The sequence below is a fragment of the Phytohabitans maris genome, from assembly GCF_031085175.1.
Lineage (GTDB): Bacteria > Actinomycetota > Actinomycetes > Mycobacteriales > Micromonosporaceae > Phytohabitans > Phytohabitans maris.
Genome location: NZ_JAVHUY010000017.1, coordinates 1 through 24,026 on the forward strand (window position 1 = coordinate 1; position 24,026 = coordinate 24,026).

Below are 24,026 nucleotides of genomic sequence, written 5' to 3' on the forward strand. Positions count from 1 at the left end.
GGGGGCGGCCCCCCCGGCCCCCCCCCCTCGATTGCCTGGCTGCGCGCGTCAGAGGCGCTGGCCGGTCACCGCGTGGAACGCGTGGTTTTGGCCGGTGCGCGGCTTGACGAAGACCGTGTCACCCATGTTGGGCATGTGGCGGCGGTCGGTGCGGACGACGAAGCGCTCGGAACCACCGTCGAGGGCCGCGTGGCCGTACACGTTGGCGTCGGAGCCGAGGTCTTCGACCAGCTCGACGACGACGGGCAGGCCGCCCTCGGTCGGGCTGACCAGGTCACAGTCCTCCGGGCGGAAGCCGACCGTGATCTTGCCGTTGCCGCCGTTGGCCTGGGCGGCCGCCACCTGCTCGCGGCTCAGCGGCACGATCATCTGGGCGAAGACGGCACCCTGCTCGGTGAGCGGCACGGTCTTGATGTTCATCGCCGGCGAGCCGATGAAGCCGGCCACGAAGACGTTGCCCGGGCTGTCGTACAGGGCGCGCGGGGTGTCCACCTGCTGCAGCACGCCGTCGAGGAGGACCGCCACGCGGTGGCCCATCGTCATGGCCTCGATCTGGTCGTGGGTCACGTAGACGGTGGTGATGCCGAGCTTGGCCTGGAGGGTCGCGATCTGCGTACGGGTCTGCACGCGGAGCTTGGCGTCCAGGTTGGACAGCGGCTCGTCCATGAGGAAGACCTGCGGCTCACGCACGATCGCGCGGCCCATCGCGACGCGCTGGCGCTGGCCACCGGAGAGCGCCTTCGGCTTGCGGCTGAGGTACTCCTCCAGCTGGAGCAGCGCGGCCGCCTCCTTGACCCGCCGGTCGATCTCCGACTTGGGGGTCTTGCGGAGCTTGAGGGCGAACGCCATGTTCTCGTACACCGTCATGTGCGGGTAGAGGGCGTAGTTTTGGAAGACCATCGCGATGTCGCGGGCCTTGGGCGGCAGGTGGGTGACGTCGCGACTGTCGATGTGGATCGAGCCCTCGTCGACGTCCTCCAAGCCGGCGAGCATCCGCAGGCTGGTGGACTTTCCGCAGCCGGACGGGCCGACCAGGACGAGGAACTCCCCGTCGCCGATCTCCAGGTCCAGGTGGTCGACCGCGGGACGCTCGGTGCCCGGGTAGATCCGGGTCGCCTTGGAGTACGTGACCGTAGCCATGGTGAAGCGCTTCCTTTCACCGGCAGGAACGTGCCGGACGATCCGAGTGAAAGAGCGACCGGCACACTTCGCACCGGTCAACGGGCGCGCACCAGGGTGTCGCCCGTGTCACGCAACGGTAAACGGTTTCCGCCTGCCTGCCAAGGTGGGAGCGGTTCCGCGCCCTCGCTGGAACGGATCATTCGGTCACCGGGGCACGAACGGCGCCGACGTCGCATGCTTACCCAGCGGGGGCCTTTCAACACGCCGCGTACGCTGCCCAAACGCGGATCACCAGGCATGCCCGTCGGTCGTTATGCTGGCGTCGACACGCCCCTGTAGCTCAGCTGGCCAGAGCACTCGCCTTGTAAGCGAGTGGTCGTCGGTTCGAATCCGACCGGGGGCTCAACCCAACACCCTATCTGCGCGTATGCCGCTGAGCCTCCACGGGAGGCGGGCCGCGCCGTGCTCCGACCACCCGGCGCCGCCGGTTTCGCGCCGCGGTCCCGGAATGCCTTGACGTGTGTCCGAGGCGAAGCGTCGAGAGCGCTCGAATCCACCCGTACGAACGGCCGCGGTGACCTGAATCCGACAGCGCCTCGCACGACGGCGTCGTTAGCGTGACCGCCTTCCCCAAGGCACGGCGGCCGGCCTCCGGCAGGGTCTGGCCGGCCGCCGTCTATCCAATTCGACCCTGCCGAAGACCCTGCATTGGAGAGATCACCGTGTCATACCCGAACGCGCCGGCTGGCCATGGCCCGCAGCAGCCGTACCAGGTCGGCCACGCCATGCCGCCGTCGAAGAAGAAGAGCAACGTCGGCCTGATCATCGGGATCGTCGTCGGGGGCTTCGTGGTGCTGTGCCTGGGCGGCGGCGTCATCGCCGCGGTCGCCGGCAATCCCGAGACCACCAACACCGCCGACAGCTCGAACGAGCAGCCCGCCGAAGGGGCTGCGCCGTCCGAGCGGGCGGCCGCCGCTGCGGAGGACAAGCAGGAGACGAAGCCCGAGGAGGGACCGAAGACATACCGGGTGGGCCAGACGGTCCGCGGTGGCGACTTCGAGTTCGTCGTGCACGGCTTCAAGTGCGGTATCGCCCAGGTCGGCAACGAGTTCCTCAACCGCAAGGCGCAGGGCACCTTCTGCCGGGTCGACGTCTCCGCCAAGAACGTCACCAAGAAGGCCCACTACTTCCACGCCGACGGCACGGTGACCGCCAAGGACACGGCCGGCCGGGAGTTCGACGCGGACGGCGAGGCCAACATCTACGGAAACAAGGACGGCGAAGGGTTTCTGGACGAGATCAACCCGGGCAACCAGGTGCGCGCCTTCGTCTACTTCGACATCCCCAAGGGTGCGAAGCTGACCACCATCATGTTTGACGCCGGACTCTTCACCCTCGCGGAAGACGCGGTGGTCAAGCTGTAAGCCGGCCGGCCGGCCGGGGCGGTCAGCGGCGGCGGGTGCGGGCGCGGGTCGAGCGGATGCGGCGCAGGCGACCGATCAGGACGGGGTCGTGGGCGAGCGCCGCCGGGTTGTCGAGCAGGCCGTTGAGGAGCTGGTAGTAGCGGGTCGCGGAGAGGTCGAACTCGTCGCGGATCGCCTGCTCCTTGGCCCCGGCGTGCTTCCACCACTTGCCCTCGAAGGCCAGGATCTGCCGCTCCCGCTCGGAGAGGGCCGGCGGCTCCTCGACGGCCGTCGCGGCGGGGCGGTCCTCGACCTCGACGTCGAGTGTGGCGTCCGAATCCAGGTCGGCGTCGGGCTCGACGTCGAGGTCGTCCTCCACAGTGGGGGATGCCTCGGCGTCGAGCTCACGAGCGTCTGCGGCGGGGTGCTTCATGAGGCGCCTCGCGAAGATATCGATTAGCACGGAAGTGCTAAGAGACTATCTCACGTGATGTCCCGGCTGCGCATCAGCCAGATCGCCGCGGCCAGTACCACCGCCGTCCCCAGGCCGAAGACCAGGGCGGACTGCTGCCAGGTGATGACGAACGTATCCGGCTCGCACTGGCCGCTGAAGCTGATGTTGCAGGCTCGCCAGTCCTGCAGCTCCCACCGCTTCTCAAACCAGGCCAGCGCGTACGTGGACAGTACCCAGCGCTCGGCGAAGCGGACCTGCGCGATGGCCAGCGCGATCCGCATGCCGATCTCGCTGACCACGCCCACGCCGATCGCCACGCCCAGCGCCATCGCCGTGTGGCGGCCGACCGACGCCAGGCCGAACGCGACCGCGGTGACCGCGAGCACCAGGCCGGCACCGCGCGCGCCACTGAGCGCGAACGACTCCCACGCTCCCTGCGTCATCTCGCCGGTCTGGCCGTCGAACGTGCCGATCAGCCAGAAGCCGACGGTCCACAGTGCACCCAGCACCACCGTGACCGCGAGTACCCCGCCGAGCAGCACGCCCAGCTTCGTGAAGAGCACCGAGAGCCGGCGGGGGCGCCAGAGCAGGAGGTTCATCATGCCGCCGCTGTGCCACTCGGCGCCCACGTAGGACGCACCGACGATGAAGCCGAACAGCGCCACGATCCCCGCGAACACCGAGATGAAGACGCCGAACTGGTCGCGGAAGTGGAACTCGTACGGCAGGTTCCACGTGGCGTCGAACTGCTCGCGCTGCGGCGCGTACCCGGGCTCGTTGCCGCAGTCGGGTGGGAAGCGCTGGGTGATGTCCTCGCCGCGCGCCTTGGCCGCCTCGCAGTCGGCCACCATCTGCTGGTGCCAGCGCAGCGCCTCCTCGTACTGCCGCTGTGCCTCCGCCTCGGCGGCGGCGACCTGGGCCGGCCCGACCTTCTGGCTGGCGACCGTGAACGCGACGCCGATCGCGCCGAGCCCCAGTACCAGCAGGATCACCATCAGGCGGGTGACGCGGCGCTTGGCGAGCCGGCGTACCTCCGCGCGGATCAGCCCGCTCATGCCCGTCCTCGCTTCGCTGCGGGCGGGCACGAGGCTCCAAGCCCGCTGCGTTTGATGATTCGCTCGCTCATGCCGGCACCTCCACGGACTGGTCGACCTGGCGGTGCTGCCCGGTCACCGGTGCGGTGCCGGTCAGCTCCAGGAACACGCTCTCGAGGTCGACGGTGACCGGGGCGAGCTCGCTCACGTAGAGGTCGTGGCCGGCCAGCGTACGGGTGACCCAGGCGGGCTTTTCGACGCCGGTGACGAGCAGGTGGTCGGGCTTGAGGTCGACCCGCGCGCCGGCCGCGACCAACACCTGCGCCGCCTTCGGGAGGTCGGCGGCGGACTCCAGCCGCACCACGACCCCGCCGCCGGAGTGCTGGGCGAGCACCTCGGCGACCGGACCGGAGGCCACTCGCCGGCCCAGCGAGATGATCGTGACCGAGTCGCAGATCTGCTGCACCTCGCCGAGGATGTGGCTGGAGAGCACCACCGTCATGCCGGAGGCGGAGAGCTGCCGCATCAGGTCGCGCATCTCCCGGATGCCGCCCGGGTCGAGACCGTTGGCCGGCTCGTCGAGGATCAGCAGCTGCGGGCTCTTGAGCAGCGCCGACGCCACCGCGAGGCGCTGCTTCATGCCAAGCGAGTACGTCTTGACCCGCTCTTTGGCCCGGTCGCGCAGCCCCACCAGCTCCAGCACCTCGGTCACCCGCGCCTGCGGCACCTCGCCGGCGTCGGCCAGGAGCGAGAGCGTGTCCTGCGCCGAGAAGTGCGGGAAGAACTGCGGACTCTCCACGATGGCCCCGACCTGGCCGGCGACCGCCGGCAGCCGGGCCGGCACCTCCTCCCCGAGGATCGCCATCCGGCCGCCGTTGGGGCGGATCAGGCCCAGCAACGTACGCAACGTCGTGGTCTTGCCGGACCCGTTCGGCCCGAGGAAGCCGTGCACCTGGCCGGCCTCCACCACCATGTCGAAGCCGTCGAGCGCCCGCCGGGCACCCTTTCGGCGGCTTCGGTAGGTCTTTCGCAGACCTTCGATCTCCAGTACCGCTGTCACGCCGACAACATACTGGGTATGCACAATGGTCCGCTGCCCCGTCGATCCTGACCTGAATTAGGCGGAGATGACCCGCACCCCGATCGCTTCGAACGCCGCCACGATCTCCGGCGGCGCGCCCGAGTCGGTCACCAGCATCTCGATCCGCTCGATCGGGCAGATCCGCGCGAACGCGTGCCCGCCCAGCTTGGACGAGTCCGCGATGATGACCACCCGCTTCGCCCGCGCGACCATCAGGTTGTTCATCGAGGCCTCGCCCTCGTGGTGTGCCGCGGCGCCGAGCTGCACGTCGATCGCGTCGACGCCGAGCAGCGCCACGTCGAGCGTGACCTCGCGCAGCAGCGCCCCGCCGAGCGGACCCACCAGCTCGTACGACTGCGGCCGCACCACCCCGCCGGCCACCACGATCTTCATCCGGGAACGGACGAGCAGCTCGTTCGCGATGTTCAGCGCGTTGGTCACGACGGTGAGCTGGGCGCCGTCGTTGCCGCTGTTGAGGTCGGGGCGGACCGCCAGCGCGCGGGCCACCTCGGTCATCGTGGTGCCGCCGTTGAGCCCGACCACCATGCCCGGCGACACCAGCGAGGCGGCGGCGGCGCCGATCCGCTGCTTTTCGGCCGAGTGCTTCGCGGTCTTGTACCGCAGGGGCAGGTCGTACGACACGCCGTTGGCCACCGCGCCACCGCGCGTGCGCGTAATCATCTGCTGCTGGGCGAGCTGGTCGAAGTCGCGCCGGATCGTGGCCTGCGAGACGTCCAGGCGGGTGGCGGCCTCTTCCACGCTGACCCGCCCGGTCTCGGTCAGGAGCTCGAGCAGGGAATTCCAGCGTGCATAGCGATCCACGTAGCCTCCGTTGCGTGCACAATAGTGCGCGAAACACTGGCACGCAAAACAGGCCGCTGCGCGAAGTTGCGCGCGGTTGCCACCAAGCGGCCGGACCGCGCACAATGACGCTCGAAAGCCGGCCAGTCCGAACCGTTACGCGCAGGAGAGTCATGGCTTACGTTGACGGGGAGATAGCCAGCCAGCCCGACTGCTGGCGCCAAGCGGCCGACCTCGCCGGCCGATCGGGAGGGCTGCCACGTCCGGGGGAGCGGGTCGCCGTCGTCGGTTGCGGCACGTCGTGGTTCATGGCGATGGCGTACGCGGCGCTGCGCGAGCGCGCCGGCCACGGCGAGACCGACGCGTTCCAGGCCTCCGAGTTTCTCACCACCCGGCGCTACGACCGGGTGGTAGCGATCACCCGTTCGGGTACCACCACTGAGGTGATCGACCTCCTCGGCGCCATCGACACGCCCACGACCGCGATCGTGGGTGACCCGGCCGCGCCCGCCGTGCACCTGGCGAGCGACGCGGTGCTGCTCCCGTTCGCGGACGAGCGTTCGGTGGTGCAGACCCGCTTCGCCACCAGCGTGCTCGCCCTGCTCCGCGCCCACCTGGGCGAAGACCTCGGGCCGATCGCGGTCGACGCCGAGGTGGCCGTGCGCGCACCACTCCCGGTCGACCCGACGACGACCGAGCAGGCCACCTTCCTGGGGCGGGGCTGGACCGTCGGCCTCGCCCAGGAGGCGGCGCTGAAGTGTCGCGAGGCGGCCACGCTCTGGGCCGAGGCGTACCCGGCCATGGACTACCGCCACGGCCCCATCTCGATCGCGGCGGTCGGCCGGGTGGTCTGGGCGTTCGGCGACGTGCCGGAAGGGCTGGCTGAAGACGTGGCGGCGACCGGCGCGTCGTTCGTGCACGGCAGCCTCGGCGGCGGCTACTCGGCGCTGGGCCGGTGGGGCGGCGGACGCAAGCCGCTCGACCCGATGGCCGACCTCATCCTCGCCCAGCGCTTCGCGGTGGCGATCGCCGCCAGCCGCGGCCTCGACCCGGACGCGCCCCGCCACCTGACCAGATCGGTCGTGCTGGCATGAACGAGGCGGTGGTGGCGCTCGACGTGGGCGGCACGGCCATCAAGTGCGCGCTGGTCTCCGCGGCCGGCGAGGTGCTGCGCACCGAGCGCCACGCCACCGGCGCCGCCCGGGGTCCGGACGCCGTCGTGGAGACCATCCTCGACCTGGCCGCGAGCCTGGCCGGCAAGGCGCGCGCCGACGGCCTCACCCCGGTCGCCGTCGGCGTGACCGTGCCCGGTGTCGTGGACGAGACGGCGGGCGTCGCGGCCTGGTCGGCGAATGTGGGCTTCCGCGGCGTACCCCTGCGTGATCTTGTGTCGGCGCGGCTCGGACTCCCCGCGGCGCTCGGCCACGACGTGCGTGCGGGTGGCCTGGCCGAGGCCAGGCTGGGGTCCGGGCGCGACTTCCGGCACGTGCTCTTCGTCGCGATCGGCACCGGCATCGCGGCCGCGCACGTGGTCGACGGGCAGGGCTTCGCGGGCGCGCACGGCGCCGCTGGCGAGCTCGGGCACATCGTGGTACGCCCCGGCGGTACCCCGTGCGGTTGCGGTGCCCGCGGGTGTCTGGAGGCCGAGGCCTCCGCGGCGGGGGTGAGCCGCCGCTACGCCGCCCTGGCCGGAAGCGAGGCGACGGCCGCGGAGGTCGTCGCCCGCGCGGCCGCCGGCGACCCCGTCGCCAGCCAGGTCTGGACCGAGACGATCGAGGTACTGGCGGACGGGCTGGTAACCGCACAGACGCTCTACGACACGGAGGCGATGGTGCTCGGTGGTGGCCTGGCCGAGGCCGGGGACGCGCTGCTCGAACCGCTGCGGCTGGCGATCCGCGAACGGCTCCGCTTCCAGCGCGAACCGGTCCTGGTGCGCGCCGCCCTCGGTGACGAGGCCGGCTGCGTCGGCGCCGCCCTGCTCGCCCTGGACGGCCGGGCATGAGGGTCGAAGGCCGGGTGGTGACGCCGACCGGCGTGGTCGACGGGTACGTGGAGGTGGCCGGCGACACCATCGTCACGGTCGGCACCGGCACGCCGGCGAGCGGCCGGTGGGTGGTGCCCGGGTTCGTCGACATGCACACGCACGGCGGCGGTGGGCACACCTTTACGACCGGTGACGCGGCGGACGCCCGCGAGGCCGCCGCGTTCCACCTGCGGCACGGCACGACCACGCTGCTGGCCAGCCTGGTCAGCTCGCCGTACGAGCTGATGCGCGACGCCACCGCCGCCTTCGCCCCGCTGGTGGCCGAGGGGGTGCTGGCCGGAATCCACTACGAGGGGCCGTACCTGTCGCAGTTGCGGTGCGGTGCGCAAAACCCGGCGTACCTGCGCGACCCCTCCGTCGAGGAGCTCGAGGCGCTGGTCGAGCTGGGTGGCGGTGCGGTCCGGATGGTCACCATCGCCCCCGAGCGGCCGGGCGCGCTGGAGGCCGTCAAGCTGCTGGTGTCGCACGGTGTGGTGGCCGCGCTGGGGCACACCGACGCCACGTACGAGCAGACGCTCGCCGGGATCGAGGCCGGGGCCACGGTCGGCACCCACGTCTTCAACGGCATGCGCCCACCCCACCACCGCGAGCCCGGCCCGGTCTTCGCGCTGCTCGGCGCCGACTCCGTGGTGTGCGAGCTGATCCCGGACGGCATCCACCTGCACGACGGCACGCTGGCGTTCGCGGCGCAGGTCACCGGCCCCGACCGCGCCGCCCTCATCACCGACGCGATGGCCGCGGCCGGCATGCCCGACGGCGAGTACGAGCTGGGTGGCCAGGCCGTCGTCGTCGCCGACCGCGCGGCCCGGCTGGCCCGCGACGGCGCGATCGCCGGCAGCACGCTGACGATGGACGCGGGACTGCGCCAGGCCGTACACGCCGGCGTCGCCATGGTGGACGCCGTCCGCATGGCGGCGACGACACCCGCACGGGCGATCGGCCTCGCCGGCGAGGTAGGCGCCCTGGCTCCGGGTCTACACGCCAACCTGGTGGTACTGACCGAGGATCTGCGGGTGGAAAGCGTGATGCGCGCCGGCTCCTGGCTCTAGCAGGTGGTTGTGGGACCGTTTCCGCCTCCCGGCAATGCGACACTGGCGAGGTGGTGACCGTCCTTGAACGCGAGATGTACACGGAGGCTGAAGCCGCCCGCCTGCTGAATGTGGCCCAGGGGACCTTGCACTATTGGCTTGAGGGCGGGACATCCCGGCGCAAGGCATACAAGCCGGTCCTACGGACAGAGCCCACCGGTAAGCGCACCGTGACCTGGGCTGAGTTCGTGGAGGCTGGGTTGCTCCGGCAGTACCGTCGCCACCACAAGGTGCCGATGGCGGAGCTTCGTGCCTTCATCGACCGGATGCGCGAAGACCTCGGTGTGCCGTATCCGTTGGCCGACCGCCGTCCATACGTGGTCAACAAGGACCTCGTGCTGAAGGCGCAGGTCTCCTCAGGCCTGGATCCGGAGTTTCACCTGGTCGCCGCGATCAGCGGGCAGTTGGTGCTGACCCCGCCGTCCCAGAACTTCTTCGACCGCGTCGACTGGGAGGGCGACCAGGCGGCTGGATGGCTACCGATCGCGGAAGAAGGCTCCACGGTGCGAATCCGCCCCGATGTCCGATTCGGTCGGCCGGCGGTCAAGGGCATCAGCACAGCGGCGATCTGGGAGCAAGAGGACGCCGGCGAAGACGTCGAAGACCTAGCAGCCTTGTACAGCTTGACGGTGGCCGACGTTCGATGGGCGCTCGCTTATGAGAACGCCGAGCGGGCGAAGAACTCGCGCACCGCGTAGTCATGCGTCCTGCCGAGGTCCGTTTCTACATCGACGCAGACATCTTGGGACTGGCGCGCGTCCTTGCCGGCCTTCGCGACGACGTCACATACCCCGGTGATCCGGGAGCAACGATCCGGAAGCGGCAACGGCCGCCTTGCCCGATCGAATCACCAGCGGTTAAGGATGTCGAATGGATCGGTCCAGTCGCGTCGCGCGGGTGGCTGATTCTCACGCGTGACGGCCAGATTCAGGCGCACACGCGGGAGCTGGCAGAGGTGCGAGATCATGGCGCCAAGATGGTGGCTCTCGACACCTCGCAGGCCCACGGCACCTTTGATCAGCTCGAGATAGTCATGTGCCGCTGGCGCCAGTTGGTCGATCTCCTGCAGCAGCCCGGTCCCTACATATACGTCGCCTCTCGTACGAGGCTGCGGCGAGTCGACCTCGGATCCTAGGCCCTGTTTCGAAAATCCTTGCCGGGCTGCGCCGGGTCCAGACGACGACCTACGCCCGACTTGCCGGCGAGCTTGCCGAGTCGCCGGCGCCGCGCGAGCATGAAGCCCGTACGGACGTGCCGGGGCGGGGGAGGGCCGGCCAGGGTACGCGGGTGAGCAGGCGGTCGAGCAGTAGCCCGAGCAGCAGGCCGGCCACCGAGTCGGTGACCCAGTGGAAGTTCAGGTAGACGGTCGTGCAGAAGACGATCGTCGGCGGGGCGATGCGGAGCCAGTGGCGCGCCGTGCGGCCGAGCCACGGAGCCAGCAGCAGCGCGAGTACGCCGTACCAGACGATCGTGTTGACCAGGTGGCCGGAGGGGTAGGAGAGGCTGTACTCGCCCGCCGGCAGGTGGTTGAAGATCTCGACCGCGTCGGGGAGGGTCGAGCGGGGCGCGGCGCGGTCGGTCCAGAGCTTGAGCGGCATGATGGCGAAGCCCGTGGCCAGAAACGCCGCCACCACCAGTGCGAACGGCCACGCCGACCGGCGCCGTACGCCCAGCCAGATCGCGATGAGGGCGCAGATGATGGTGAGCGGGCTGCCGCTGCCCAGGAAGTTGAGCGTGCGGGTGATCCAGTAGGCCGGGTCCCACTGGTGGCCGGAGACCCAGTCGGCGACCGCCTGGTCGAGGTCGAGGAGCCACCCGGCCGCGAGCGCGGCGGTCAGGGCGGCGAACCCGACCAGCAGCAGGCCGTCGAACCACCAACCGGCCGGCCACACGTGCCCGAGGCGGCGCCGGCCCGCCTTCGAGGTGGTCTCCTGGGCGCGAGTCTCCTGCACGACCCCCAAGCTACAGTCGAGACTTGATCTTGTTGTAGATCAGGTCGATGCGGACGCCGGAGTTGGGGCAGCCGCCGAAGTGGTGCAGCGCGAGCACCTTGTCCGTGCGCTTGGAGATGACCGGCGAGCCGGACGAGCCGCCCTCGGTGTCGCAGTAGTACGAAATGTCGGACGCGGCGGCGTACCCGGTGTAGCTGGGGTCGTCGACCGCGCAGTTGCCGTTGGCGTCCTCGTCGCTGGTCATGGCGATCTCGGTGGGGTCGCCGCCGGGGTGCTGCGGGATGTAGAGCTCCTCGCCCTTCGCCGGCCGCCGCACGTCGAACTCCAGGTAGCCGAACTTCTCCACCTGATCGAAGTCCTCGACCGTGAAGAGCGTGTAGTCCAGTTCTTCGTCGGTGCTGAGCACCTTGTCGCCCCAGACCTTCGTGGACCGGAAGACCGCGTGCCCCTCGCACTCGGCGCACTGGTAGTTGAACCACACCTCGGTCTCGTAGGCGTCCGCCGAGGTCACGATGCAGTGGTTGTTGGTCATCATCCGGTTGTTGGGGCCGACCCGCCACGCGGTGCACAGCTCGTTGCCGTTGATGAGCAGGCGGGCGACGGCCTTGGAGCGCTCGTACGCCACCGGGTCCTTCGACTTGTAGCAGACCGCGTCCGCCTTCTGGTCGCCGCCGCAGACGCTCTCCGGCGTGTTTCGCGGCTGCCGGGCCCGCTCGTCCGCGCTGAAGCCGTGGGCCACCTTGTCCACGCCGACGCCCAGGTTGGCGATCGTCGACTCCAGGCCGAGCAGGTCGGGGCGGAGCGAGTGGAGCTCGACCACGGCGGTGTCGCCGGAGATCGACATGCCCCACCGGCCGGGGCCGGGGAGCAGGCCGGACTCGACCCGGTGCACCTCGGCGCCGCTCGGGTCGGAGATGGTCAGGTAGTCGCCGGGCAGCAGCAGGACGCGGCTGAAGTGCGGCTTCACGTAGGCGGCGCCCGGGTACCGGAGGGTCATCTTCCGCTGGCCGTCCAGGTACCCGATGACCTTGTCGACCTGCTCGACGGAGCCGATCTGCTCGCGCCCGACGAGCCTGCGGCTCCGGTCGGCGCGTTCCTCGGTCCGGGGGGTGTCCGCCGCCTTCCGGGGCGGCGCGGCCTTGCCGGGCGCGCCAGCCGCGCCGGCCGGGCCGACCTCCGCGCGATCGACCGTGCGCGCGCTCACCGCGGCCGGTGCCGGCTCTTCTCCGGTACGCGCGTACGCCGTCGCACCGGCCACCCCCGCGAGCGCGACGACCGTGCAGGCCCCCACCGCCAGCGCCACAGTTCGCCGCATGGCACTACCTCACAGACACATTCCGTGACAATCCGTTCCGACTCTGTGTAACGAGCCACGGTTAGCGGCGACGCGCACGCCAACCCGTCATGCTTGTGTGCGTGCGGATCACATCGGCCCTCGTAGACCCGGCGCTGCTCGACCTTCCTTGGTCGACGCCGCTGGAGGAGTGGCCTGCCGACCACCTGGTGGCGCTTCCCCAGGGCATCTCGCGGCACGTGGTGCGATTCGTCAAGCTCGCCGGCACCGTCTACGCGGTGAAGGAGACCGGCGAGCGGGTAGCCGAGCGGGAGTACGACCTGCTGCGCGCCCTGGAGCGGATCGACTTCCCGGCGGTACAGGCGGTGGCGATCGTGGCCGACCGGGCGGCGCCGGACGGTGAGCCGCTCGACCCGGTGCTGATCACCCGGCACCTCCAGTTCTCGCTGCCGTACCGGGCGCTCTTTTCCCACACCCTCCGGCCGGAGACGATGAACCGGCTGCTCGACGCGCTGGCCGCGCTGATCGTGCGGATGCACCTCACCGGCTTCTTCTGGGGCGACTGCTCGCTCTCCAACACGCTCTTCCGGCGCGACGCGGGCGCGTTCGCCGCGTACCTGGTGGACGCCGAGACCGGTGCGCTGCGCCCCTCGCTCTCCAAGGGGCAGCGCGGCGAAGACCTGGAGATCGCCCGGGTCAACATCTTCGGCGAGGCGCTCGACCTGCAGGCCGCGGGGCTGCTGCACGAGTCGATCGACCCCGAGGTGGTGGCCGAGGAGGTCGTCGAGCGGTACGACCGGCTGTGGCACGAGATCACGTACGAGCAGGAGATCAAGCGGGAGGACCGGCACGACATCGAGGGGCGCATCCGCCGCCTCAACGAGCTCGGCTTCGACGTGGCCGAGGTGGCGATGTCGCTGGTGGACGGCGACGGCGGCTACCGGGTCCGGCCGAAGGTCGTGGACGCCGGCTACCACACCCGCCGGCTGCTCCGCCTGACCGGCCTGGACGCGGAGGAAAACCAGGCCCGCCGGCTGCTCAACGACCTCGACACGTACCGGGCGGAGAGCGACCTCTCCGACGAGCAGCAGGCGGCGCACCGCTGGCTGACCGAGGTGTTCGAGCCGGTGGTCCGCGCGGTCCCCACCCACCTGCGGCGCAAGCTGGAGCCGTCGGAGCTCTTCGTGCAGATCATCGAGCACCGGTGGCGGCTCTCCGAGGAGGCCGGCCGCGATGTGGGCCTCGCGCCGGCCGTGCAGTCGTTCCTCGCCGACGTCCTGGTGCACCGCCCCGACGAGCAGGCGGTACTCGGTGTCGAGCTGATGCCGTCGCTCTGATCAGGGAGCGTCCGGTGAGGGCTCCGGCTGCTCCTCCGTGCGTTTGAGCAGCCAGCCCAGGCCGGAGCGGCGGGCGACGACGGTGAGGCGATCACCGCCGCCCACCCGGTACGCCTCCGGCGGCGTCCAGATCGGGCGTGGCTCGCCGAACTTGGCGAGCGCGATGACCCGTACCTCGCCGGCCCGGCTGGCGTCCGCGACCGTAGCGCCGTCGAGGAGCGAGCCGCGCGCGACCACCACCTCGGAGACGAGCAGCACGTGGCGGTCGACCGGGATGGTGGCGATCACGTCGCGGTTCATCAGCGCGGCCACGAACGCCGGCGCGGCCAGGTACGACACGCTCCGCGAGGTGCCGATGTTGAACGCCCGCTGGATCCGGTAGGCCAGGTCGCCGTCGAAAAGGCGCATCACCACGCGTACGTCGAGGCGGATCGAGCGGCCGTTGAGCGCGGCCTGGAGGTTGCTCACGTCGTCGGTCGAGACCACGACCAGCGCCTGGCAGGTGCCGACCGAGGCGGCGCGGAGCACCGTCTCCTGCGAGGCGTCCCCGATGATCAGCGGGATGTTGAGCTGCCGCGCGACCGGAGCGCCGCGGGCGGCCGGGTCCTTGTCGATCGCCACGACCTCGATGCCGAGCTCGTACAGCTGGCGGATGATCCGGGTGCCGACGTTGCCGACGCCGACGACGACAACGTGGTTTTCCCGGGGCATCCGCAGGCGGCCGGCGTTGAGCGCGAGGCGGGCGTTGACGATCGCGTCGACCACGACGGCCGTGATCAGCGGCACCAGCGCGAGCCCGGCCAGCGTCAGCACGATCTGGATCAGCTGTACGCCGAGCGACTCGTTGAGGTCCACATCGGACCCGGTGATCGTGGTGAGCAGCGTGGAGTAGAGCGCCTGCCACGGTGACAGCCCCTGCGACCGGGCCAGCAGCGCCCCGAAGGTCGTCGACACCAGCAGTACCGCGATCGTGGCGATGCCCAGCTTGCGGCTGACGAACCACCGCAACCCCCGGAAGAGCACCGCGAACGGCCGGCGCCGCCGCCGCTTCTGGATGATCCGGCGGGCCGCGATGATCGTGCCGGCCTGCTGGCCGCGCACCTCGGCGAGCACCAGGTCGGCCCGGCTCTGGTCGGCCGGCAGTACGCGCGGGTTGTTGCGCTCGCGGGTGTCGGCGAGCCCGCAGACGATGCTGTCCGGCCGCACCTCCGATCGCCGGGCCACGTAGAAGTTGCGCCCAGCGTGGTGGAAGTCGGTCGGCGCCGGCTCGCCCAGCGCGGCGGCCACGAAGGCGGGTGCCGCCATCGCCGAGTCGGACATCACCTCGCAGTCGGCGAAGAGGCGCTTGACCCCCTCGGCCAGCCGCGGGGTGAACATCCGGATCACCAGGCGCACCCGGGGCTCGACCTCCTGCGCGCAGAGGGCGGCGTGGATGTTGCCCACGTCGTTCTGGTGCAGGAGTGCGAGCCCGTCCGCCCCGGCCAGGCCCGCACGCCGGAACGTGTCTTCGTCGAGCCGGTCGGAGCGGATCAGGTGGATGCCCTTGATGTCGGCGATGTCCGGCCCGTCGGTGCGGCGGCGGCTGGGCACGATGACGGTGATCCGCGCCTCGTACGACTGCGTCAGCTCGGTGACGACCCGGTAGGCCAGTGGGTCGTTGCCACAGATGACGTAGTGGGGCGCGTCGCCGTTGGTCCGAAGCCCTTCCCGCAGGCGGGATACCACCGCACGCCGGGCCCGGTTGCGCCACGGATCTAGCGACATGACCGGGATGGTAGCCAGACCGTTCACCCCGCCGCAGCCCTGGCGATCATGAAACTGCGTCCTGCCAGGAACCGTTTAGCCTGCGGCTCGTTGGAGGTTTTAGCGTACTTAGCACCAATTGCTCGGTGCTACCGGTAAGCACTGAATGGATGGACATGAACAAGTGGTTCTATCGCGCGGTGGGGACGGTCGGCATCGCTGGCGGCTTCCTGCTGCTCGGCGGCGGCGCGGCGCAGGCCGAGGATGTCGACGCCACCCCGCCCAGCGACCCGCAGCAGCTGCAGGGCCTGCTCGACGGCTTCTTCACCCCGCTCGGGGGTAAGGACTTCTCGCAGGTCAACCTCGGCTCGAACGGCAAGGGTGCCAGCTCGGACCTGGTGCTGGGTGGGCGGCTCGACTCGCTCGTCGGCGACGTCGCCCCGACCCGCGACCTCGGCTTCGTGGGCTCGGCGCCGTCGTCGCCCACCGCCTCGGTCAGCAGCGACGCGCTGGGCCACGGTTCACTCGACCGCGCGCTGGGACACGGTTCGCTGGACCGCGGGGTCGCTCGCGACTCGCTCGGCCGTTCGCTCGGCGCGGATGGCGAGGCGCACGCCGGTAAGCCGAGCCTGATCTCGGACCTGCCGGTCGCCGGTACGTTCACCGACACCGTGGGCGCGACCCGCGCGGTCGACTCGCTCGGCCTGGGCGGCACCACCGACACGCTGCTCAACGGTGCCAACGGGATGAGCGCGAACGCCGGCAAGATGGACGACCTGGTGCCCGCGACGTCCGACGTGGACACTTCCCGCGCCGGTGCGGCCGTCCCCGCCTCGCTCGGCCTGGTGCCGGCCGGCGCGATCCCGACCGTGGACACCGGCAAGGCGGTGCGCGGCAACACCAACGGGGTCACCCGCTCCACCCGCTCGCAGGCGCAGGACCTGGTACCCGCCCTGATCGGCGACGCCATGACCGCGCAGAACCCGGAGCTGTTCACCCGCTCCTTCGAGTTCGGCGAGCCGGAGGCCCTGCCGCCGGTCGCCACGCTTCCGCTGCTGGGCGACCTGAACCTCAAGGGTGTCCCCGGCGCCGCGGACAACCCGACGAACGACCTGCCGATCCTGAGCTCGCTGCGTGACCTGGGGCTGCCCGGCGCCGGCGCACCCGCCACGACGCTGCCGGCCCCCGCCGCGGACGACGCGGACGCCAAGGCGCCGTCGCACCGGCGGCACAGCACGAACGAGCGTCCGGTGGCCGGCGAGGACGCCGATTTCGCCGAGGGCGCCCAGGTCGGGCTCCCGCTGGTCGGTGACGTCGGCAACGTCACCCGCGTGCTGCCCACCAACGGCAGCCTGGCGGGCGCGCCCGGTCTGGCGTACCTGCCGTTCTGAGCGTTCCCTCCGAGGGGCGCGGGTCAATCCGATCCGCGCCCCTCCGCTTTTCCGAGTAGGCGCTCCAGCAGCCGTGGCTCGCCCGGCCAGGCGGCGAGGAGGACCTCCCGCGGCACCTGGCGACCCGCGTACCGGAGGGCGAGCGCGACCACGACGATGTCGTCGAGCGGGCCGATGACCGGCAGAAACTCCGGGATCAGGTCGATCGGGCTGGCCACCCAGAGCCCCGCCACGACGATCGCCACCCTGGCCCGGCGCGGCACGCGCGGGTCCTTGCGCAGCCGCCGCACGGTGGTCACACAGTCCGGGACGAAGGCGGCCAGGTCACGCAGGACCCCAGGCGGCAGCCGCCGGGCCAGCAGCACGAGCAACGCCCAGCTGGCGAGGAGACACCCGGCCGCGACAGCGAGCCCGAGCAGCCAGCTCCGCACGATCACAGGCTAGCGAACTTTCTTGACCCCAATTTCCCGGCAACCTCTGGCTTTCGGCTGCCGTAAGTCGTAGCTTTCCGGCGCACAAGACGAGGAGGACGCGATGACTGTGACGAGACCGCTTCCGGATCTACTAGATTTCTACTAAGATTTCTCCCGTGCCTGCATCGCCACTGCCCGCCGGTGACGCCGTGACCGTCACCGAGCTAAACCAACAGACCACCTCTGTGCTGCGACGAGTCAAGGAGGGCCAGGTGCTTCCCATCACCGAGCGCGGCAAGGTCATCGCTTTCCTCACTCCACCCCCACCTACCGTGACCGGCAACCCGACGATCGACCGTTGGATCGCCGAGGGCCGGCTGGTCCCGCAGGCCGTTCCGGGCACCGTGCTCGATCTGCTCCCGCTCGCCGAGAGCACCGGCACCAGCCTCGCCGACGCGGTCATCGCGGAGCGGGACATCGAGCGGTGATCTATCTCGACACGTCGGCCGCGGCCAAGCTCATCCACACCGAGCCGGAGTCGCTGGCGCTGACGACCTTCCTCGCGGAGCGCATCGACGTTCCGCTGGTCTCGTCGGCGTTGCTCTATCCCGAGCTGGTCCGCGCCGCCACCCGCCACCATCCCGACCAGGTCGGCCGCGTCATGGCCCTCACCCAGAGGGTCATGACGGTGCCGCTGGCCAGCGACATCGTCACGAGCGCCGCCACGATCGGGGGCCCGCTGGTCCGCACCCTCGACGCCCTGCACCTGGCGACGGCCAAGGCGATCGAGCCGGGCCTGCACGCCTTCGTGACGTACGACAAACGCCAGGCCGACGCCGCGACGGTCGAGGGCCTCCCGGTCACCATCCCCGCTTGACCGGGGGCCTCGGTCAGCGGGCGGCCTGTTGCTCGGCGTACGTCTCGAGCCAGGCGACCTGGCCCGGGTCGAGCGACGGGCGCACGCGTTCCCGCGCGGTCGTCACGTGAGCCGCCGTCACCGAGGAGGCCTCCAGCGACTCGCGCATCGCGGCCAGCGCGGCCTCGCGGATCAGCGCCGCGCAGTCGGCGGCGGAGAAGCCGTCGAGCGACGCCGCCAGCGCCTGCAGGTCGACGTCGTCGGCGAGGGGGACGGTGCGGGACGACGCGCGCAGGATCTCGCCGCGCGCCTCGGCGTCCGGCGGGGGGACGTAGACCAGGCGTTCCAGGCGGCCGGGGCGCAGCAGCGCGGCGTCGACCAGGTCGGGGCGGTTGGTGGCGCCCACCACGACCACGTTGCGCAGCTCTTCGACGCCGTCGAGCTCGGTGAGGAGCGCGGCGACCACGCGGTCGGTGGTGCCGCCGTCCGTGGCCTGGCCGCGTATCGGGGCGAGCGCGTCCACCTCGTCCAGGAAGACGAGCGTCGGGGCGGCCTCGCGGGCCCGGCGGAAGAGTTCACGGACGGCGCGCTCGCTGTCGCCGACCCACTTTGAGAGCAGCTCGGCACCCTTGACCGAGAGCACGTTGGCCTTGCCGGTGCCCGCGATCGCCTTGACCAGGTAGGTCTTGCCGCAGCCGGGCGGGCCGTAGAGCAGTACGCCGCGGGGCGGCTGCACGCCCAGCCGGGCGAACGTGTCGGGGTACGTCAGCGGCCAGAGCACGGACTCGGTCAGCACCTGCTTGACCTCGACCATGTCGCCGACGTCGTCGAGCGTGACGGCGGCCAGCTCCAGTGTGGACTGTGCCATCGAGGTGGGGCGGACGACCTCCAGCGCGGCCTCGAAGTCGGCCATCGAGACCGTCGGCGGGGCACTGTCCGGCGCGCCGGAGGAGCGGATGCGCAGCGCCGCCCGTACGCCGGCCTCGCGGGCCAGCGCGGCCAGGTCGGCGGCGACGAAGCCCGGGGTACGGCCGGCTACGTCGTCCAGCCGCACGTCTTCGGCCAGGGGCATGCCGCGGGTGAGCACGGCCAGCTGCTCGCGGCGCATCGCGGCGTCGGGGAGGGCCACCGCCAGCTGCACCGCCAGCAGGTCCGGGCCGCGCAGCGTGGGGTCGACCGATTCGGGGCGGCTTGTCGTGCAGACGACGGCGGCGCCGGCGCGGACCAGCTCGGCGATCAACTGGCGAAAGACCGTCGACAGTGGACCGGGCTGGTCACGCGGGGCGAGCGCCTCCACATCGGAGACGAGAAGCACGGCGGGGCCGCCCGAGCGCAGGCCGGCCGCCGCCGAGCGGAGGCGAGCCGCCGCGTCGTTGTTGGTGAGCGCGGCCACCTCGGGCGCCCATACGGTGGTGACGGTCGCGCCGACCGCGGCCGCGACCGCGCGTACCAGCGCCGACTTGCCCGAGCCGGCCGGACCGGTGACGAGCACGCCGAGCGCGACGGTGGTGCCGAGCTTGGTGAGCACCTCGCGGTGGTGGAAGCCGAGGTCGAGCAGCTCGGTCAGCTCCTGCGCCTGGGTGCGCAGGCCGGGCAGGTCGTCGACCGAGGGCGGCTCCTCGACGACGGCGGCGGGTGCCTGCACGGTCACCGACCCGGGCTCGTGGGTGGCCTGCCCACCCTCCCAGGCGACCACCGTGTCCATCGTGACCAGTGCGGAACCCGCCGGTTCCAGAGCGGTGACCGTGAGGAGGGTGCTCGTCCACGCGTACCCGACGGTGTTGGCGAGGCTGAGCCGCGCGGCCTGGATGAGCGCGCGGACGCCGGTCTCGGTCACCACGTCCTGGGGTAGGAGCGAGACGTTGTCACCGGCGGTGACCACCTTGCCGAGCAGCGCGAGGCGAAGCATCTCGGGGGAGACGGCCGCGACGATCTCGACCGGCCCGGCCAGCGTGACCTGGCGGGCGCCGACGACCGGCGCGGGCGCCACGGTGATCTGGCCGCCGTCGCGGACGCCGAGGTTGCCGAGGATGAGGTCGTCGGCGTAAAGCAGGGCGCGGCTGGCACCGGGCTCGGCGCGGGCCGCGATGCCGGCGGTGGCGCGCCGGCCGGTCAGCCGCACCGGGTCGCCGGGGTTGAGGTCGAGCGCGGTCAGCACCTCGGGATGGAGCCGCACCACGCCGCGGCGGGCGTCGAGTGCCGCCGGACGCATGCTGGCGGTCAGCGTGAGATCGCGTTCGGCCACCCGCCGAGAGTAGCCCGGGACCCTGCCGGTCCGCGCTCGCTCCACTCGCGCCCGGCCCCGGATGCCGGATCGGACCGTTCTCGTCGCTGCGCTCCTCCGGCCGGACCTCACCGGCCCGGCGCCGCATTCTGAGAGGCTTCTCAGCGATGCGAGTGCCGCGCGCCGTACCGTTTGCGTCATGCCAGCGATCCGGTCCGCGCGCGTGCGTCGTGCCCTGCCCGCGGCGGCGGTCGCGTCCGCCCTGCTCGCCGCCGCCGTGCTGTGGCTGGCCTGGCCGGAGTCGGCGGCGTACACGACCGAGGAGCAGGTGGTCAGCGTCCGCTCCGGCCCGGGCGGCGACGAGCCGGTCGACCTGGACACGACGCTCTACCTGCCCACCGACCGGAGCGGGCCGGTGCCGGCGGTGCTGCTCGCGCACGGCTTCGGCGGTACGAAGCAGAGCGTGCGCGCCGACGCGGAAGACCTGGCCGGGCTCGGCTACGCCGTCCTGGCGTACACGGCGCGCGGCTTCGGGCGCAGCGGCGGCGAGATCCACCTCGACAGCCCCGACTACGAGGTACGGGACGCGCAGCGCCTCCTCGACTGGCTCGCCGCCCGCCCCGAGGTCGGCAAGGACGCCGACGGCGACCCGAAGGTGGGCGTGGTCGGCGGCTCGTACGGCGGCGGCCTAGCGCTCCTGCTCGCCGCCCAGGACCAGCGGGTCGACGCGATCGTGCCCATGATCACGTGGAACGACCTGTCCCGCTCCTTCCTCCCCGAGTCGACCGGCGCCGACCCGGTCGACGGCGTGTTCAAGAAGGGCTGGGCGGGGCTTTTCTTCGGCGGCAGCGCCGGCATAGGGGCCGATCCCGCCTGTGGCCGCTTCGCGCGGGACGTCTGCGAGATGTACCAGCGGACCGCCACCACCGGCCGGGCCACCCCGGAGGCCGTCGACCTGCTGCGCCGCTCCAGCCCGTCCACCGTGCTCGACCGGATCAAGGCGCCCACCCTGCTCGTACAGGGCGAGACGGACACGCTCTTCCCGCTCTCCGAGGCGGATGCCAACGCGCGCGGCATCGCCGCCAACGGCACGCCGGTACGCGTCGCCTGGTACACCGGTGGCCACGATGGCGGCGAGGGCCCGCGCTCGGACCGCGACCGGGTGCGGTTCCTGACCGCGCAGTGGCTCGACTACTACGTCAAGGGCGAGGGTGAGGCGCCGGCCAACAGCTTCACCTGGTCACGCGTCGCCGGGTTCGACGCGATGGACCGCGGCCTGGTGACCAACGGCTACTCGGTCGACGACTACCCCGGCCTCTCCGGCACGGCCACCGAGCGGGTGGCGCTGGCCGGCCCGCCGCAGCCGATCGCCAACCCGCCCGGCGGCAACCCGGCCGCGATCTCCACCCTGCCCGGCGGGGGCGGCCTGGCGAGCGCGGCCTCCGAGGTGGGCGGGCTGATCGGCGACCTGCCCGGCCAGCACGCGATCTTCCAGTCCGAGCCGCTCGCCGCCGCGGTCGACATCGCCGGCGCGCCCACCGTCTCGATCCGAGCCGCCTCGCCGACCGGCGAGGCCGTGCTTTTCGTCAAGCTCTACGACGTGGACGAGGGCGGCGCGGCCACGCTCCCCGGCGGCATCGTCGCGCCGGTGCGGCTGACCGGGCTGCCGGCCGACCCGGCCCAGGCGCGGGCGGTCACCGTGACGCTGCCGGCGATCGTGCGGCGGATCGAGGCCGGCCACCGGCTGCGGGTCGTCGTGGCCACCTCCGACCAGGGGTACGCCACGCCGGCGGAGCCGGCCCTCTACACGGTCGCGCTCGGCGGTGACGGGATCACCGTCCCGACGGTCACCGGCGAGCCCATCCCCACGACCGCGGTGCTGTGGCGCTGGGTGCTCGCCGGGCTCGTCGCCGCGGTGCTGCTCGGGCTCGTGGTGGTCCTCCTGGTCGTGCGGCGCCACCACCGCCGCACCGATTCCAAAATCCACGAGGAGTACGCGCAGACGCCGCTCGTCGTTCGCCGGCTGCGCAAGGAGTACGCGGACGGCTTCGTGGCGGTATCCAATGTGGACTTCACGGTGGCGCGGGGTCAGGTCGTCGGGTTGCTCGGCCCCAACGGCGCGGGTAAGACGACCACCCTGCGGGTGCTGATGGGGCTGACCCAGCCCTCGGGCGGCGAGATCTACGTCTTCGGCCACCGCCTCGTACCCGGCTCGCCGGTGCTCTCCCGCCTCGGCGCGCTGGTCGAGGGGCCGGGCTTCCTGCCGCACCTGTCCGGGCTCGACAACCTCAAGGCGTACTGGCGGGCGACCGGCCGGCCGGCGGCGGACGCGCGGCTGGACGACGCGGTCGAGATCGCCGGCCTGGGTGACTCGATCCACCGCAAGGTCCGCAAGTACAGCCACGGCATGAAGCAGCGCCTCGCGATCGCCCAGGCGATGCTTGGCCTGCCCGAGCTGCTGGTGCTCGACGAGCCGACGGACGGGCTCGACCCGCCACAGATCGCCGAGATGCGCCGGGTGCTCAAGCGGTACGCCACCGACGGCCGGGCGGTGCTCGTCTCCAGCCACCTGCTCGCCGAGGTGGAGCAGACCTGTACCCACGCGGTGGTGGTCAACAAGGGCGAGATCGTGGCGTCCGGCCCGGTCGAGGAGATCGTCGGTGACTCGCCGACGGTACGGCTGGACGTCTCCGACGTGGATGCCGCCGAGGCGGTGCTCCAGCGGCTCGCCGGCGTCCGCTCGGTCGCCGGCGACGGCACCAACGGGCTCGTGGTGGACATCAACGGCACCGCGCGCAGCGAGGTCGTGGCCGAGCTCGTCCGCGCCGGCGTCGGCGTCGACCGGGTGGTGCCCCGGCGGCGGCTCGAAGACGCGTTCCTGGCCCTGGTGGGCGACAACTCACGGGGGAGTGGGGACCGATGAGTTCGACGGCGACGATCGGCGCGGCGGCGGGCTACCGGCCCGGCCGCACGCTCTCGGTCTGGCAGGAGTGGCGGCGGCAGGCGACCCGGCGGCGCACCCAGCTCGCGCTCGGCTTCATGGTGCTGCTGCCGCTGATCGTGCTGATCGCGTTCCAGTTCGACAGCGGGGGCGACGACGACAACGGCGGCGGGGAGTTCGCCAGCCTGATCGACCTGGCCACCTCGGGCGGGCTCAACTTCACGCTGTTTACGCTCTTCGTCTCGGCCGGCTTCCTGCTCACCGTCGTGGTGGCGCTCTTCTGCGGCGACACGGTGGCCAGCGAGGCGAGCTGGGGCAGCCTGCGCTACCTGCTGGCGGTACCGGTGCCGCGGGCCCGGCTGCTCGCGGTCAAGCTGGTGGTCGCGCTCGGGTACTCGGCCGTCGCCCTGGTCCTGCTCGCCGGCACCGCCCTGCTCGTCGGCACGCTCCGGTACGGCTGGTCGCCGCTGCGCAGCACGGTGGCCGCCGAGATCCCGGCCGGCGAGGGGCTGCTACGGCTGCTCGGCGTCCTCGGCTATCTCGCGGCGGGGCTGCTGGTGGTGGCGGGGCTGGCGTTTCTGCTCTCGGTGCTGACCGACGCCCCGCTCGGCGCGGTCGGCGGCGCGGTGCTCCTCTTCATCCTCTCCAGCATCCTGGACCAGATCACCGCACTTGGGAGCATCCGCTCCTTCCTCCCCACCCACTACAGCGACGCGTGGCTGGGGCTGCTGTCGACACCCGTGCAGTCCGACGACATCGTCAAGGGATGCATCTCGGCGGTCGCGTACGCCACGCTCTTCTGGTCGCTCGCGTTCTGGCGCTTCACGCGCAAAGACGTGGTCTCCTGA

22 protein-coding genes and 1 tRNA gene are annotated in these 24,026 nt (G+C 71.6%); 13 read left to right on the plus strand and 10 right to left on the minus strand.

The features are described from left to right. Positions 1–48 precede the first annotated feature (48 nt). Positions 49–1,140, minus strand: coding sequence for an ABC transporter ATP-binding protein (locus RB614_RS19045; RefSeq protein WP_308713898.1), 1,092 nt, complete (start codon positions 1,138–1,140; stop codon positions 49–51). Positions 1,141–1,451: 311 nt separating this feature from the next. Between RB614_RS19045 and RB614_RS19050 the strand changes: the two genes are divergently transcribed. Both RB614_RS19050 and RB614_RS19055 read left to right on the plus strand, forming a co-directional pair. Next, positions 1,452–1,525: transfer RNA gene (locus RB614_RS19050), tRNA-Thr, on the plus strand. 319 nt (positions 1,526–1,844) lie between these two features. Next, positions 1,845–2,546, plus strand: a complete 702-nt coding sequence (locus tag RB614_RS19055; RefSeq protein WP_308713899.1) for a DUF4352 domain-containing protein — start codon at positions 1,845–1,847, stop codon at positions 2,544–2,546. A 22-nt stretch (positions 2,547–2,568) separates the two neighbouring features. Here RB614_RS19055 and RB614_RS19060 read toward each other — a convergent pair whose 3' ends face one another. The 4 genes from RB614_RS19060 to RB614_RS19075 all read right to left on the minus strand — a co-directional run bounded on the left by RB614_RS19060 (position 2,569) and on the right by RB614_RS19075 (position 5,916). Beyond that, positions 2,569–2,958, minus strand: a complete 390-nt coding sequence (locus RB614_RS19060) for a DUF3263 domain-containing protein (RefSeq protein WP_308713900.1) — start codon at positions 2,956–2,958, stop codon at positions 2,569–2,571. A gap of 50 nt (positions 2,959–3,008) precedes the next feature. Further along, positions 3,009–4,034, minus strand: a complete 1,026-nt coding sequence (locus tag RB614_RS19065; protein ID WP_308713901.1) for an ABC transporter permease subunit — start codon at positions 4,032–4,034, stop codon at positions 3,009–3,011. A gap of 67 nt (positions 4,035–4,101) precedes the next feature. Then, positions 4,102–5,073, minus strand: coding sequence for an ATP-binding cassette domain-containing protein (locus tag RB614_RS19070; protein WP_308713902.1), 972 nt, complete (start codon positions 5,071–5,073; stop codon positions 4,102–4,104). Positions 5,074–5,130: 57 nt separating this feature from the next. After that, the gene (locus RB614_RS19075) at positions 5,131–5,916 is read right to left on the minus strand and encodes a DeoR/GlpR family DNA-binding transcription regulator (RefSeq protein ID WP_308713903.1); all 786 of its coding nucleotides are present in this window, start codon (positions 5,914–5,916) and stop codon (positions 5,131–5,133) included. A 152-nt stretch (positions 5,917–6,068) separates the two neighbouring features. Here RB614_RS19075 and RB614_RS19080 point away from each other — a divergent pair, with 152 nt between their 5' ends. From RB614_RS19080 to RB614_RS19100, 5 genes are read left to right on the plus strand one after another with little or no spacing between them, the layout of a single operon-like run. Next, positions 6,069–6,989: an SIS domain-containing protein gene (locus tag RB614_RS19080; RefSeq protein WP_308713904.1), complete on the plus strand. Its 921-nt coding sequence runs from the start codon at positions 6,069–6,071 to the stop codon at positions 6,987–6,989. After that, positions 6,986–7,897 carry an ROK family protein gene (locus RB614_RS19085; protein WP_308713905.1) on the plus strand — a complete coding sequence of 304 codons (912 nt, stop codon included), beginning with the start codon at positions 6,986–6,988 and terminating at the stop codon, positions 7,895–7,897. Before RB614_RS19080 ends, RB614_RS19085 begins: the two co-directional genes overlap by 4 nt. Further along, positions 7,894–8,988 (plus strand): N-acetylglucosamine-6-phosphate deacetylase, encoded by a 1,095-nt coding sequence (gene nagA / locus RB614_RS19090; protein WP_308713906.1) that lies wholly within the window; start codon positions 7,894–7,896, stop codon positions 8,986–8,988. The genes RB614_RS19085 and nagA overlap by 4 nt, the downstream gene beginning before the upstream one ends. 50 nt (positions 8,989–9,038) lie before the next feature. After that, positions 9,039–9,725 (plus strand): DUF433 domain-containing protein, encoded by a 687-nt coding sequence (locus tag RB614_RS19095; protein ID WP_308713907.1) that lies wholly within the window; start codon positions 9,039–9,041, stop codon positions 9,723–9,725. A 2-nt stretch (positions 9,726–9,727) separates the two neighbouring features. After that, on the plus strand, positions 9,728–10,162 hold the full coding sequence (locus RB614_RS19100) for a PIN-like domain-containing protein (protein ID WP_308713908.1): 435 nt from the start codon (positions 9,728–9,730) through the stop codon (positions 10,160–10,162). Positions 10,163–10,211: 49 nt separating this feature from the next. Here RB614_RS19100 and RB614_RS19105 read toward each other — a convergent pair whose 3' ends face one another. Both RB614_RS19105 and RB614_RS19110 read right to left on the minus strand, forming a co-directional pair. Then, positions 10,212–10,979: a phosphatase PAP2 family protein gene (locus RB614_RS19105; protein WP_308713909.1), complete on the minus strand. Its 768-nt coding sequence runs from the start codon at positions 10,977–10,979 to the stop codon at positions 10,212–10,214. Between the two features lie 10 nt (positions 10,980–10,989). Then, positions 10,990–12,294 carry a trypsin-like serine peptidase gene (locus RB614_RS19110; protein ID WP_308713910.1) on the minus strand — a complete coding sequence of 435 codons (1,305 nt, stop codon included), beginning with the start codon at positions 12,292–12,294 and terminating at the stop codon, positions 10,990–10,992. An 89-nt stretch (positions 12,295–12,383) separates the two neighbouring features. On the opposite strand from RB614_RS19110, the gene RB614_RS19115 reads away from it, so the two are divergent. Beyond that, positions 12,384–13,610, plus strand: coding sequence for a DUF4032 domain-containing protein (locus tag RB614_RS19115; protein ID WP_308713911.1), 1,227 nt, complete (start codon positions 12,384–12,386; stop codon positions 13,608–13,610). Here the strand turns inward: RB614_RS19115 and RB614_RS19120 are convergent, their stop codons facing one another. Further along, the gene (locus tag RB614_RS19120) at positions 13,611–15,374 is read right to left on the minus strand and encodes a potassium channel protein (RefSeq protein WP_308713912.1); all 1,764 of its coding nucleotides are present in this window, start codon (positions 15,372–15,374) and stop codon (positions 13,611–13,613) included. Positions 15,375–15,529: 155 nt separating this feature from the next. Here RB614_RS19120 and RB614_RS19125 point away from each other — a divergent pair, with 155 nt between their 5' ends. After that, positions 15,530–16,744: a hypothetical protein gene (locus RB614_RS19125; protein WP_308713913.1), complete on the plus strand. Its 1,215-nt coding sequence runs from the start codon at positions 15,530–15,532 to the stop codon at positions 16,742–16,744. Positions 16,745–16,767: 23 nt separating this feature from the next. Here the strand turns inward: RB614_RS19125 and RB614_RS19130 are convergent, their stop codons facing one another. Beyond that, positions 16,768–17,175, minus strand: coding sequence for a YkvA family protein (locus tag RB614_RS19130; protein WP_308713914.1), 408 nt, complete (start codon positions 17,173–17,175; stop codon positions 16,768–16,770). Between the two features lie 158 nt (positions 17,176–17,333). On the opposite strand from RB614_RS19130, the gene RB614_RS19135 reads away from it, so the two are divergent. Together RB614_RS19135 and RB614_RS19140 are read left to right on the plus strand one after the other, a co-directional pair. Further along, a complete protein-coding gene (locus tag RB614_RS19135) occupies positions 17,334–17,645 on the plus strand; it encodes a type II toxin-antitoxin system Phd/YefM family antitoxin (RefSeq protein WP_308713915.1) in 312 nt (103 codons plus the stop codon). Beyond that, entirely contained in the window at positions 17,642–18,034 is a 393-nt protein-coding gene (locus RB614_RS19140; protein ID WP_308713916.1) for a type II toxin-antitoxin system VapC family toxin, read from the plus strand. The genes RB614_RS19135 and RB614_RS19140 overlap by 4 nt, the downstream gene beginning before the upstream one ends. Positions 18,035–18,047: 13 nt before the next feature. Here RB614_RS19140 and RB614_RS19145 read toward each other — a convergent pair whose 3' ends face one another. Next, the gene (locus RB614_RS19145) at positions 18,048–20,225 is read right to left on the minus strand and encodes an AAA family ATPase (RefSeq protein WP_428983062.1); all 2,178 of its coding nucleotides are present in this window, start codon (positions 20,223–20,225) and stop codon (positions 18,048–18,050) included. Between the two features lie 211 nt (positions 20,226–20,436). On the opposite strand from RB614_RS19145, the gene RB614_RS19150 reads away from it, so the two are divergent. Both RB614_RS19150 and RB614_RS19155 read left to right on the plus strand, forming a co-directional pair. Beyond that, a complete protein-coding gene (locus RB614_RS19150) occupies positions 20,437–23,160 on the plus strand; it encodes an alpha/beta fold hydrolase (protein ID WP_308713918.1) in 2,724 nt (907 codons plus the stop codon). Further along, positions 23,157–24,026, plus strand: coding sequence for an ABC transporter permease (locus RB614_RS19155; protein ID WP_308713919.1), 870 nt, complete (start codon positions 23,157–23,159; stop codon positions 24,024–24,026). The genes RB614_RS19150 and RB614_RS19155 overlap by 4 nt, the downstream gene beginning before the upstream one ends.

Bases quoted from the DNA above. Each gene is read 5' to 3' on its own strand.
- RB614_RS19085 (WP_308713905.1), top strand. From the start codon at position 6,986: ATGAACGAGGCGGTGGTGGCGCTCGACGTGGGCGGCACGGCCATCAAG.
- RB614_RS19110 (WP_308713910.1), bottom strand. From the start codon at position 12,294: ATGCGGCGAACTGTGGCGCTGGCGGTGGGGGCCTGCACGGTCGTCGCG.
- RB614_RS19060 (WP_308713900.1), bottom strand. From the start codon at position 2,958: ATGAAGCACCCCGCCGCAGACGCTCGTGAGCTCGACGCCGAGGCATCC.
- RB614_RS19115 (WP_308713911.1), top strand. From the start codon at position 12,384: ATGCTTGTGTGCGTGCGGATCACATCGGCCCTCGTAGACCCGGCGCTG.
- RB614_RS19125 (WP_308713913.1), top strand. From the start codon at position 15,530: ATGAACAAGTGGTTCTATCGCGCGGTGGGGACGGTCGGCATCGCTGGC.
- RB614_RS19145 (WP_428983062.1), bottom strand. From the start codon at position 20,225: ATGCGTCCGGCGGCACTCGACGCCCGCCGCGGCGTGGTGCGGCTCCAT.
- RB614_RS19120 (WP_308713912.1), bottom strand. From the start codon at position 15,374: ATGTCGCTAGATCCGTGGCGCAACCGGGCCCGGCGTGCGGTGGTATCC.
- nagA (WP_308713906.1), top strand. From the start codon at position 7,894: ATGAGGGTCGAAGGCCGGGTGGTGACGCCGACCGGCGTGGTCGACGGG.
- RB614_RS19065 (WP_308713901.1), bottom strand. From the start codon at position 4,034: ATGAGCGGGCTGATCCGCGCGGAGGTACGCCGGCTCGCCAAGCGCCGC.
- RB614_RS19045 (WP_308713898.1), bottom strand. From the start codon at position 1,140: ATGGCTACGGTCACGTACTCCAAGGCGACCCGGATCTACCCGGGCACC.
- RB614_RS19150 (WP_308713918.1), top strand. From the start codon at position 20,437: ATGCCAGCGATCCGGTCCGCGCGCGTGCGTCGTGCCCTGCCCGCGGCG.
- RB614_RS19100 (WP_308713908.1), top strand. From the start codon at position 9,728: ATGCGTCCTGCCGAGGTCCGTTTCTACATCGACGCAGACATCTTGGGA.
- RB614_RS19080 (WP_308713904.1), top strand. From the start codon at position 6,069: ATGGCTTACGTTGACGGGGAGATAGCCAGCCAGCCCGACTGCTGGCGC.
- RB614_RS19155 (WP_308713919.1), top strand. From the start codon at position 23,157: ATGAGTTCGACGGCGACGATCGGCGCGGCGGCGGGCTACCGGCCCGGC.